Consider the following 12,404-nt stretch of genomic DNA (forward strand, 5'->3'; position numbering starts at 1 on the left):
TAGTTGGACAATCTTTTAATATTAACAGGACCTACTGGAATAGGGAAGACTGAACTTTCTTTAAGTATATCTCGAAAATATAATTGCGAAATAATATCTGCAGATTCAATGCAAATTTATAAAGAAATGGATATTGGAACAGCTAAAATAAATATAAACGAAACGGATATACCACATTATATGATTGATGTGGTATATCCATGTGATGATTTTAGTGTTGCGGATTTTAAAAAACAGTCTGTCAGCTTAATAAGTGAAATAAATAAAAATGGGAAACTTCCATTTATTGTGGGGGGTACAGGATTATATATAAATTCTTTAGTTTATGATTTGAGTTTCCAAAGAGTAAAAAAAAATGAAGAGTATAGAAACTATTTGGAATCTCTAATTAATAAAAATGGTGTATTGTATTTGTATGAAAAACTAAAAGAAAAAAATATCAATATTGCAAATAAAATAGATAAAAATAACAGAAATAGGATAATTAGAGCATTAGAAATTTTAGAATTTTCGAGTGATGGAGAATATGAAAATTTAAGAAAAGAAAATAATAATTATAATTTACTTTTTTTAGGAATTAATATGAAAAGAGAAAAATTATATGAAAAAATAAATAACAGAGTAGATTTAATGATTGAACAAGGTTTAGTTCAGGAAGTAAAGTTTTTATTAAATAAATATAAAAACTGCGAATTAAATAGCTTTAAAGCAATAGGATATAAAGAAATAATATCATATTTAAAATTGGAATTAACATTGGATGAAGCTATAGATTTAATTAAGAAAAATTCAAGACATTATGCAAAAAGACAAATTACATGGTTTAAAAGAGATAGTAGAATAATTTGGTTCGATAAAGATGATAAAGATTTAGAAGAAAAAATTATGAATACAATAGGAGAAAAATTTGGAAAAATATAAAAGTTTATTATTGGATAATTATAATATAGATAAGTCTATAATTAATTTTGTAGATGAATGTGAAAATTTACTTATAGAAAAATTTAATGATAGAAAAAAAATAAGCCAATATAATCAAGTAAAAATACTTAACAGTATGCAAAAAAATAAACTACAGGCTACTGATTTTAATTGGACGACAGGATATGGTTACGGTGATATAGGTCGTGAAAAAGTAGAAAGTATTTATAAAGATATATTTAATACCGAAGATGCTTTAGTTAGACCTAATATAGTTAGTGGAACTCATGCTATATCTCTTGCATTATTCGGAATTTTAAAGCCAAATGATCATTTTATATATGCATCAGGAACACCATATGATACTTTATTAAAAGTTATTGGAGTTAACGGAACAGAATATGGAAATATGCTTGAAATGGGTATAAAATATTCTGAAATTCCATTAAAGGATAATTTAGTTGACATAGATGGGTTAAAAGATGAGATCCGTCCTAATACAAAATTAGTTTGTATACAAAGATCTACAGGATATAGCAATAGAAGAGCTTTAACTATGGATGAAATCAAAAAATCAATTGAATTAATAAAAGAAATTAATAAAGATATAATAATTTTTGTAGATAATTGTTATGGAGAATTTACAGATATTAATGAGCCTACTGATTTTGGAGCGGATTTAATGGCGGGATCATTAATTAAGAATCCGGGTGGTGGACTTGCATATTCCGGAGGATATATAGTAGGTAAACACAATTTAATAAATAGAATATCTAATAGATTAACAGCTCCCGGAATAGGTAAAGAATGTGGACTTAGTTTTGGGATGACAAGACAAATATTACAAGGATTATTTATTTCTCCGAAGGTTGTTGAAGATGCTATAAACTCTGCTCAACTATTTTCTTGTGTATTTGAAAAATTAGGATATAATTGTATTCCAAAAACAGATGATATTAGATCTGATATAATACTTTCGATAGAATTAAAAAATCCTGAAAAACTTAAACAATTTTGTAGGGCAATACAAGAAGCATCTCCTGTTGATTCACATTTTTTACCGGAACCATGGGATATGCCTGGATATGAAGATAAAGTAATAATGGCAGCAGGTGATTTTATAGAGGGCTCATCAATAGAATTATCTGCTGATGGACCTATGAGAGAACCTTATTTTGTATATTATCAGGGAGGATTGACATATTATCATGCAAAATTTGCACTTTTAAAAGTTTTATCAAATTTTAAAAGTAATGGGTTTTTAGATATTTAGATATATAGAATATAGAAAAATGTGACCTTAAGGTCACATTTTTCTATATAATCCAATTATTTTACCTAATATTTTTAATTCTTTTACGTAAATAGGTTCCATAAAATCATTTTCTGGTTGTAATTTGTAAAAATCTTTTTCTTTATAAAAAGTTTTAATTGTAGATTCGTCACCGATTAAAGCAAGAACTTTATCTCCATTTTTAGCGTATTCAGATTTTTCTATTATAACATAATCACCATCAAATATTCCTACATTTATCATACTTTCACCTTTAACTTTTAAGATAAAAAGATTTTTATCTCGAACAAATTCAATAGGGAGGGGACAAGTATCTTCTATATTATCGTATGCTAAAATTGGCATTCCTGCAGTTACAGAACCTACTATTGGTATGTCGACAGTCTTTTTTTTAATCATTAACACATCATCATTATTATCTATTATTTCAATAGCCCTTGGTTTTGTAGGATCTTTTTTTAAATAACCTTTATTTTCTAATCTTTCTATACTTGTATGAACAGTAGAAGTACTTTTAATATTTAATTTAATTCCTATTTCTCTAACAGTAGGAGGATATCCTTTAGATTCTAAAAATCTTTTTATGAAAAAAAGTATATCTTTTTCGCGTTGGCTTAAATCTTCGTACATTAAAAAACCTCCTAAATTTATTTGATTTAATTATATCAAAAAAGAACAAATATTTCAAACAAATGTTTAATTTATATTGACAATGAATGTATGTTCGGTTAAAATATAAATAGAACATATATTCTGAACATATATTTAAATATTTAAAGGGGATATTTATGAAAAATAAAAAAATTATTATTAATAAAATTAGATGTTTATTTTTGTTAGCATTAATGTTTATATTTACAACAGCTGTAAAAACTGTTAATTTAACTTCATATTTATGTCAAAATAATTGTAAAAATGTATATTATATTGTATCTGAAAATGATAATTTGTGGAACATAGTTGATAATTATCAATATAACTATGAAAAAAGAGATTATATTGATAAAATTATTAAACTTAATAATATAGATAATCAGCTAAAACCAGGAGACATAATTTTAATTCCTGATGTACTTAATTAACATTATTAGATGTCAGAAATACTTTGACAGTAGCACGCATAATAAATGTCACAAAATAATAATTTTGTGACATTTATTATGCGTGTAAAAAAAGAACAGTAATTTTACTGTTCTTTTTTTAGTTAAATTATAACATCATCATTGCAGCTGTTAGTACTATAACATTTGCAATTCCAACTGCAACTAATAGTTTAAATACCCATTTCATATAAGTTGAATATTCAACCTTAGCAGCTCCTAATCCACCCATTACAACACCAGAAGTTGGAGTGAATAAGTTAATTAATCCACTACCACCACAGAATACCATAATCATTACACTTGGATTAAATCCTAGAGCTCCAGTTAAGCTACCCATTACAGGAATAGATAATGCAGCTAATCCTGAAGTTGAAGGAACCAAGAAACTTAGGAATAGATAAATTACATAAGCAGCTGGTGTAAATATAAATCCAGGAACTCCACTTAATAATTTAGAACTATGATCTAATATATAAAAGTCTAAGTGAGTTTTGCCCATTACAACAGTAATACCACGAGCAACAGCTATAATTAAGCCTACTGATAATAAATCTGCAGAACCAGCTATAAATGTATCAACAAATTCTTTTTCACTTAATTTAGCCATTATACCAATTCCAATACTTGCTAGTATAAACCATCCAGCTAATTCAGTAAAATACCACCATCCAAGAGGTTGTCCTGTTAAGAAATCAGACCATCCTAATGCGCTTAAATAAGCCTCTTCATCTCCACCAAATGCTAAATCTTGATATGAAATTAATGATGCAATCATAATTACAAAAGCAAATGCAAATACTAATAATACACGTTTATGTTTTGAAGTGAATTCTAAGTTAACTCCATCTTCATTAGTAAAGCTTTCTTTCATTACTTGTTGTTCTTGTAAAGATAAAATTGTAGAACCCTTATCTTTCTTTACTTTCTTTGCATAAGATAATACAAATGAGCAGCAAATAGCAAAAGTAGATAACCATAGAACTAGTCCTAAAACCATTATAAGAGTTGTATTAGGTTCAATTCCTACTGATGATAAAGCTCCCATAGCAGCACCAGTTGCAAATGGATTTATTGTAGAACCTAATACTCCGGCTCCAGCTCCAAGTAATACTGTACCTACAGCAACTATTGTATCAAATCCTGCTGCAACCATTGCAGAAGTTATAAGTGCATAAAATCCTATAGTTTCTTCAGCCATACCGTAAGTTGTTCCACCTAATGAGAATAAAAACATCAATACAACTATTAGGCGTTCTTCTTTACCTTTTAATTTTTTTACTAAGTGATATACTCCAGCTTCTAAAGCTCCGGTTTTCATTACTACTCCGATAAAACCACCAAGAGCAACTATAAATACTACTAAGTCAGCAGCATCTATAAATCCTTCCGGTATTGCCATTATGAAATTTGAAAAAGTAGCACCTTGAACTGTGATATCTTCACCAGCATCAACAGCGTCTATTAATTCTCCAAAACGACCTGGGTCTAATGGCTTAATAATTTCCGGATCAATTACATTTCCTTGTAATGCAACAGATACTAAACATACAACTGCTAATACTATTAGTAGTATTGAAAAGGCTGTTAGCGATTTTCTCTTCTTCTTTTGATCCATAAAAATTCCTCCTTATTTCTTTAATATGGTTCCTGTTTCACCATTTAATGCAGCTTTAGCTTTTTGTAAAGATGTAATCAAAGCTACACCATTTGATGTTTTTTCAACAAAATCTAAACAAGCTTCAACTTTAGGAAGCATAGAACCAGGTGCAAAATGTCCTTCAGCTATATATTTCTTAGCTTCTTCAATTGTCATTTCAGCTAATGATTCTTGATTAGGTTTATTGAAATTAATTGCCACTCTATCAACAGCAGTTAAGATAACAAGCATATCAGCATTAACATCTAAGGCTAATTTTGCACTTGAACTGTCTTTGTCTATAACTGCAGCAACTCCTTTTAATCCGTCATTTGTTTCAATGACCGGAATTCCGCCACCGCCAACTGTAATTACGATATCGCCGGCGCTAACTAATTGTTCAACAACATTTAGTTCAACAATTTTCTTTGGCTTTGGACTTGGAACAACTCTTCTATATCCTCTACCAGCATCTTCTACGAAAACAAATCCTTTTTCTTCTGCTATTTTATCAGCTTCTTCTTTACTCATAAATGAACCTATAGGTTTAGTAGGGTTTGAAAAAGCTTTATCAGTTTCATCTACTACAACTTGAGTAACTACACAAGCTACTTCTTTTTTCACATTTCTAAGCATCAATTCTCTTTGAATTGATTGAGTTAAATGATATCCTATATATCCTTGTGACATAGCTCCACATTCCGGAAAAGGCATATAAGGAGTTTTTCCACCGTTTGTAGATGAAAATTCCATTGCATTATTTATCATGCCTACTTGAGGACCATTTCCATGACCAATTATAACATCATAATCTTCAGCAAGATCCACTATAGTTTTTGCTGTTTCTTTAACTAATTCTAATTGTTCTTCAGGTGTATTACCTAGAGCATTACCACCAAGTGCAATTACTAATCTTTTTTTGTTCATTATTAAACCAACCTTTTAAAATATTTTTATTTAAGAAAAAAATAACTTAATATCTATAAAGTATAAAATAAGAAAAAATATAATTTATTGCATGTAAATTTGATACTATATTATTTTTATCTTAACTTAATATAGAGCATTGAACCATAAATTTATGGTTCAATGCTTATAATACTAATGATTATTTTAATGTAGCATACATTACAGCTTTAATTGTGTGCATTCTATTTTCTGCTTGATCAAATACTTTTGATTGGCGTGATTCGAATACTTCATCAGCAACTTCCATTTCAGTAACATTGAATTTAGCAGCAATTTCTTTTCCGATAGTAGTGTTTGTATCATGGAAAGATGGCAAGCAGTGTAAGAAAATAGCATTTTCATCAGCCATTGCCATAGCTTTTTTATCTACTCTATATGGTTCAAGAAGTTTAATTCTTTCTGTCCATACTTCATCAGGCTCTCCCATAGATACCCAAATATCAGTATAAATTACATGAGCTCCGGTACATCCAACTTTAACATCATCTGTAAGAGTTATAGTACATTTGTTTTCTTTAGCAATTTCTCTACATTGTTCTACAAGTTCTGCTTTTGGCATTAATTCTTTAGGTCCACAAGCTGTAAAGTTCATACCAAGTTTAGCACAAACAACCATTAAAGAGTTAGCAACATTGTTTCTAGCATCACCCATGAACGTAAAGTTAAGTCCTCTTAAATCTCCAAAGTTTTCTTCAACTGTTAAAACATCTGCCAACATTTGAGTAGGATGAAAATCATCTGTTAGTCCATTCCATACTGGAACGCCTGCTTTTTCAGCAATTTCTTCAACTATTGCTTGAGAAAATCCTCTGTATTCAATACCATCATAAAATCTGCCCAAAACTCTTGCTGTATCTTCAATAGATTCTTTTTTACCCATTTGTGAAGTGCCCGGTTCAAGATATGTTACATTCATACCTAAATCATAAGCACCTACTTCAAATGAACAACGAGTTCTTGTAGAAGTTTTTTCAAATAATAGTGCAATATTTTTTCCTTCTAAATATTTATGCGGTACTCTTGCTAATTTTAATCTTTTAAGTTCTTTTGACAATTCAAGAAGATATTTAATTTCTTCTGTTGAGAAATCTAATAATTTTAAGAAACTTCTTCCTTGTAAATTTACTGGCATACTTTTATCCCCCAATTTTTTAAAATTTATTAATTATTATTCTCTTACAAGAGGCATTGACATACATCTTGGGCCTCCACGTCCAACTGTTAAGTTAGAAGCATCTAATTCGAATACTTCAATTCCTTCTTTTCTTAGTACGGCATTTGTAACAATATTTCTCTTATAAACAAGTACTTTACCTGGAGCAATTGCTAATGTATTTGAGCCGTCATTCCATTGTTCTCTTTCAGCAGCAATTGGATCTCCGCCACCACATGGAATTAAACGTACTTTTTCAATTCCTAATGCTTTTGCAAGAATTTCATCTAATTTTCCTGAAGCAGTTTCAATGTGTAAATCTTTGTTTGCTTCATCTTTAGTAATAATCTTAACTTCCATTTCTTTAATAATAGCTGGATGATAAGTGAAAGCATCTACATCAATTTGAGTAAATACTGTATCTAAGTGCATAAACGCTCTGTTTTCATCGATTTTTAATGCATAAATTTTTTCGATTTTATTTTCAGTATCTCCAAAGAATAATTTTTTAGCTAAAAGCTTAATAGCTTCATATTGAGTTCTTTGAGAAATACCTATTAGCAATGTTGTTTCATTTCCATTAAATGTATCTCCACCTTCAATATGGAATTCATTCTTTCTTCCATAAAGGTTAGGAACGTTTCCTTTATATTCCGGATGGAATCTGAAAATATAATCAGCATATATTGTTTCTCTGTTTCTTGTAACTGAATACATTCTGTTAATAACAGCGCCATTTCCTACTGAAGCAAATGGATCTCTTGTAAAGTATAGATTTGGCATTGGATTAATTGCTAGATAAGATTTTCCAACTACCATATTGTGTAAATCTTCTTCGTTAAATAAACCAAGTTCTTTTAAAGTTAAACCTGCCATTGTCTTTTCAACAAATGCTTTAGTGTCAGTTATTTTTTCGAAATATTCTTTAGCCAAGGCTAAAATTTTTTCATCAGTTACACCTGTTTCTGATAGATATTCATCTAAGAATTTTTCTCTTAAACCTTCATTTGCATCTAATGTTTCTGTCATTAAATCTTCAAGATAAACAACTTCTACTCCATTATCTCTAAGAATGTTTGTAAATCTGTCGTGTTCTTCTTGAGCTAATTGTAAATCTGGAATATCATCAAATAAAAGCTCTTCTAAAGTAGAAGGAGTTAGATTTAGTAATTCATCTCCAGGTCTATGAACCAAAACTTTCTTTAATTGTTTAATCTCACTTGTTACATTAATGTTTGCCACTTTATAACCTCCTAATTAAATTAATATTAAATATCTTACGAATATAGTATATACGAAAATGATTTCCCAAGTACGAAAAAGATAGAAAAAATCATTGTAAATTTGTGTTTAAATTTACAATGATTTTAAATTAATCATAATCATATTGTATTTCAACGGTTTTTCTAAACTTAGATGGTGTCATACCCTTTAATTTTAAAAAATGATTATTAAATGTTTTTGCATTATTATAGCCTACTGTAACAGCTATATCTAATATATTTTCTTCTGTACTTTTTAAAAGTTCACAAGCATAATTTATTCTAAGATATCTTATGAATTCATCAAAATTTTTTTCGATTGTATATAATAAGATTCTATTCATTTCTACAACAGACATATTAAATTCTTTTGCAGTTTCTACTTCATTTATGTTCTCTGTAAACAAATTACTTATATGTCCTATTAGTTCATAAGTTATATTGCTCTCTTCAGGATTTAACATATTTACAACATTTTGATTTATTTTTCTATATTGATTTGGAGTTGTACCTATTCTTTTAGCAAAAAATTTTGATAAGTGTGATGCATCATTAAACCCGACAAGTTCGGCAATTATATTTAATGAAAAATCTGAATACATTAGAAAGTCCATAGTTTTAACTAATCTCATTTCATTTAATAAATCGTGAAAACTATGTCCCGTTACTTTTTGACAGTACTTAGAAAGAGACGATTCTGACATAAAAAACAAACTTGATACAGATTTAAGGGTTTGCTTCTCACTTAAATGCGAATAAAGATATTTAAATATTACAGCTCTTTCATCAAACCCCGGATTTTCATTATTTTCAGTTGAAAGATCAACTTTTTGTTCAATTCTTATGTACCATATTAACATTTCCATTATCTTGTTCGTTATGAAAACATTAGTAAGTATTTTTTCTTGTTTTACATCCAATATAGATTCTATTCCAACTTCTGTTTTTATATCATCCATTATTTTTATGAAATTTTTTGCTTCAAATTCATTGCAATATATCATTGGGCTATTGGATATTTCATTAAATAAATTGAATTGTTCTTTAGCATCTATATATGCTGTTTTTATATTTCTGTTTAAAAAATTGAAATTATATACTATTTTTATGAATTGCATAGGTTCTTCTACTTTAGTTACCTCTGTTATTACCCATGGAACTATTGCAACACATGAATTTGGTTTAACTTCGTATGGAACATCATTTATTTTTATTATTCCTTTACCACTTGTAAAAAATAAAAAGCGCGACTCTTGATGCATTATAGATTTTGTAGGTTCATTTATTTGTTCGATATCATAGGAACATATTTTTCTTTTATCGAAACTGGAACTATATTGAGTTTGAAGTTCTGATATTCTATCCATTCTACCACTCCTCAATAATATTTTATCACACTGTACTGATTTTTTGTAGAATTTATAATATCTTATTTTATTTATTGTCAAAATCTATATTTGACAACGGATTGTTATCTACTGTATTTTTTAGTTGTTTATCATTTATATGAGTATATATTTGTGTTGTTGTGACAGATTCATGCCCTAATATCTCTTGGAGAGATCTAATATCAGCATCACCATATTGATACATAAGTGATGCGGCAGTATGCCTCAATTTATGAACTGTGTATTTTTCAGAATCAAGTCCAGAAGCGTTAATGTATTTTTCTACCATTCTTTGAATTTGTCTATTACTTAATCTTGTATTTCTGTTTGACAAAAATAAGGCTTTATTATCAGTATCATTTCTGTAATTAAGATAATTTTTTAATGCATTAACACATGCATTATTTAAGTATATAGTTCGTTCTTTATTTCCTTTTCCGGTTACTCTTAAGGTATTATCATTGTTTATGTCTTTTATATTTAATCCCGAAAGTTCAGATAATCTCATTCCGCAATTTAAAAATAGTACAACTATAGCATAATCTCTTGTCTTATATTTATCTTTAATTTTTGATTCAGATACGGTTTTTAATAATAATTTAGATTCTTCAAGCGTTAAATAAATTGGCAATCGTTTTTCTATTTTAGGCATATCTATATCCTCTATAGGATTAAACTCTATAACATCTATTTTGTTTGAAAGATAATTAAAAAAAGTTCTAATCGATGAAATTTTTCTATATTTGGTTTTATTAGAATTTTTCCGTATTTTATCTAAGTATGAATTATATGCATATATATCCATTTTATTTATAGATTTTAAAATATCTATATTTATAGCATCGATATCTATTTCATTGATACTTTTTTCATCTATTATTCCTTTTCTTACAAATATAAATTTCAAAAAAATTCTGATATCATAATAATATTCTTTTATTGTAGTTTGAGATGCACCTTTAGTTGTGGATAGATATGATAAAAAATCATCTACTATATTACTATTTATCAAACTAAACCCCTCCATATTAAAATAACCTGCTATTTAGCAGGTTATTATTTATTTTGCATATTCTACAGCTCTTGTTTCTCTAATTACATTTACTTTAATCTGACCAGGGAAATCAAGTTCATCTTCTATTCTCTTAACAATATTTCTTGCAGTAATTGTTATTTCGGCTTCAGAAATTTGTTCAGGATTAACTATTATTCTAACTTCTCTTCCTGCTTGAATAGCGTAAGACTTTTCTATTCCATCAAAAGATGTAGCTATCTCTTCTAATTTTTCAAGTCTTTTAATATAAGATTCTACAGTTTCTCTTCTAGCGCCAGGTCTTGCAGCACTAATACTATCTGCCGCTTGAACTAAAATAGCTTCTACAGATTTAGGTTCAACATCACCATGATGTGATTCTATACAATTAATAACTGCATCAGATTCTTTATATTTTCTAGCAAGTTCAACGCCTAATTCAACATGAGTACCTTCAACTTCATGATCTATACTCTTACCTATATCGTGTAATAGGCCTCCTCTTTTTGCAAGTTTAACATCTGCTCCAATTTCTCCTGCAAGAATTCCTGCAATATTAGAAACTTCAACAGAATGCTTTAAAACATTTTGTCCATAACTTGTTCTATATTTTAATCTTCCTAAATAATAAATCATTTCAGGATGTAATCCATGTACACCACTGTCATATGCAGCTTGTTCTCCAGATTCTTTTATTAAAGTGTCAACTTCATTTTGTGCTTTCTCAATAGCTTCTTCAATTCTAGTTGGATGTATTCTTCCATCAGCAACTAATTTTTCAAGAGCAACCCTTGCAACTTCTCTTCTAACAGGCTCAAAGCAAGATAATACAACAGCTTCTGGGGTGTCATCAATAATTAAATCTACACCAGTTAAAGACTCAATAGTCCTTATATTTCTTCCTTCTCTACCTATTATTCTTCCTTTCATTTCATCATTAGGAAGACTTACAACAGAAACAGTATTTTCTGCTACTTGGTCAGCAGCACATCTTTGAATTGCCTGTGCAATAATATTTTTAGCATATTTATTGCATTCATCTTTTACTTTTTGTTCATTTTCTCTGATTATTAGCGCAGATTCCTGAGTTATCTCTTTTTCAAGTTCAGATAATAAAATTTTCTTTCCTTCTTCTGATGTTAACCCAGCAACTTTTTGTAATTCTTCTTCTCTTTGCTCAACTAATAAACTTGCTTTTTCAACTTTTTTCTTTGCTTCTTCAATTTTAGAATTAAGATTATCCTCTTTTTTTTCAAGGGAAGAAAGTTTTCTTTCTACAGATTCTTCTCTTGCAATAACTCTTTTTTCTATTTGTTGAAGTTCATTTCTTCTTTGCTTTACTTCATGCTCATGTTCACTTCTAAGCTTATGGATTTCCTCCTTAGCTTCAAGTAAAAGTTCTTTTTTCTTTCCTTCAGCATTATGTTCAGCATCTGTCACAATTTTTCGAGCAAGATCTTCAGCGCTGTTAATTTTGCTCTCGCCAATATATTTTCTAATGGCATAACCTCCGGCTATACCAATTATTAGGCCAATTAAAATTTTGACTATCATTTCTAATTCCATTCATGCACCTCCTTATTAAATTTTCATGTTCCAAATTTAAAAATTCCAAATTTAAAAATATAAAATAATTTACAAACTT

Annotated in this window: 11 protein-coding genes; 3 read left to right on the top strand and 8 right to left on the bottom strand. The window is 28.6% G+C overall.

Translation table 11 applies throughout. From position 1 onward, the window contains the following. The first annotated feature begins 3 nt into the window (after positions 1-3). On the top strand, positions 4-921 hold the full coding sequence (miaA, locus tag M915_RS01570) for a tRNA (adenosine(37)-N6)-dimethylallyltransferase MiaA (protein WP_036728743.1): 918 nt from the start codon (positions 4-6) through the stop codon (positions 919-921). Next, positions 908-2,194, top strand: a complete 1,287-nt coding sequence (locus M915_RS01575) for a methionine gamma-lyase family protein (protein ID WP_009222237.1) — start codon at positions 908-910, stop codon at positions 2,192-2,194. The genes miaA and M915_RS01575 overlap by 14 nt, the downstream gene beginning before the upstream one ends. A gap of 33 nt (positions 2,195-2,227) precedes the next feature. Here the strand turns inward: M915_RS01575 and lexA are convergent, their stop codons facing one another. After that, positions 2,228-2,845, bottom strand: coding sequence for a transcriptional repressor LexA (gene lexA / locus M915_RS01580; RefSeq protein ID WP_036728746.1), 618 nt, complete (start codon positions 2,843-2,845; stop codon positions 2,228-2,230). Between the two features lie 158 nt (positions 2,846-3,003). Here lexA and M915_RS01585 point away from each other — a divergent pair, with 158 nt between their 5' ends. Beyond that, on the top strand, positions 3,004-3,297 hold the full coding sequence (locus M915_RS01585; RefSeq protein WP_009222718.1) for a LysM peptidoglycan-binding domain-containing protein: 294 nt from the start codon (positions 3,004-3,006) through the stop codon (positions 3,295-3,297). Between the two features lie 127 nt (positions 3,298-3,424). Here M915_RS01585 and M915_RS01590 read toward each other — a convergent pair whose 3' ends face one another. The 7 genes from M915_RS01590 to rny form a co-directional block, all read right to left on the bottom strand. After that, complete coding sequence (locus M915_RS01590) at positions 3,425-4,933, bottom strand: YfcC family protein (RefSeq protein ID WP_036728748.1); 1,509 nt, start codon at positions 4,931-4,933, stop codon at positions 3,425-3,427. Between the two features lie 12 nt (positions 4,934-4,945). Further along, on the bottom strand, positions 4,946-5,881 hold the full coding sequence (gene arcC / locus M915_RS01595) for a carbamate kinase (protein WP_009222235.1): 936 nt from the start codon (positions 5,879-5,881) through the stop codon (positions 4,946-4,948). 181 nt (positions 5,882-6,062) lie between these two features. Then, complete coding sequence (gene argF, locus M915_RS01600) at positions 6,063-7,055, bottom strand: ornithine carbamoyltransferase (RefSeq protein ID WP_036728751.1); 993 nt, start codon at positions 7,053-7,055, stop codon at positions 6,063-6,065. A gap of 36 nt (positions 7,056-7,091) precedes the next feature. Beyond that, positions 7,092-8,318: an arginine deiminase gene (arcA, locus tag M915_RS01605; RefSeq protein ID WP_009222233.1), complete on the bottom strand. Its 1,227-nt coding sequence runs from the start codon at positions 8,316-8,318 to the stop codon at positions 7,092-7,094. A gap of 130 nt (positions 8,319-8,448) precedes the next feature. After that, on the bottom strand, positions 8,449-9,705 hold the full coding sequence (locus M915_RS01610; RefSeq protein WP_009222232.1) for an AraC family transcriptional regulator: 1,257 nt from the start codon (positions 9,703-9,705) through the stop codon (positions 8,449-8,451). A gap of 67 nt (positions 9,706-9,772) precedes the next feature. Beyond that, complete coding sequence (locus M915_RS01615) at positions 9,773-10,738, bottom strand: tyrosine recombinase XerC (protein WP_081689720.1); 966 nt, start codon at positions 10,736-10,738, stop codon at positions 9,773-9,775. A gap of 48 nt (positions 10,739-10,786) precedes the next feature. Further along, a complete protein-coding gene (rny, locus tag M915_RS01620; RefSeq protein ID WP_036728755.1) occupies positions 10,787-12,325 on the bottom strand; it encodes a ribonuclease Y in 1,539 nt (512 codons plus the stop codon). Between the last annotated feature and the right edge of the window lie 79 nt (positions 12,326-12,404).

It is taken from the genome of Peptoniphilus mikwangii, assembly GCF_000468535.1.
In the GTDB taxonomy this organism is placed as follows: domain Bacteria; phylum Bacillota; class Clostridia; order Tissierellales; family Peptoniphilaceae; genus Anaerosphaera; species Anaerosphaera mikwangii.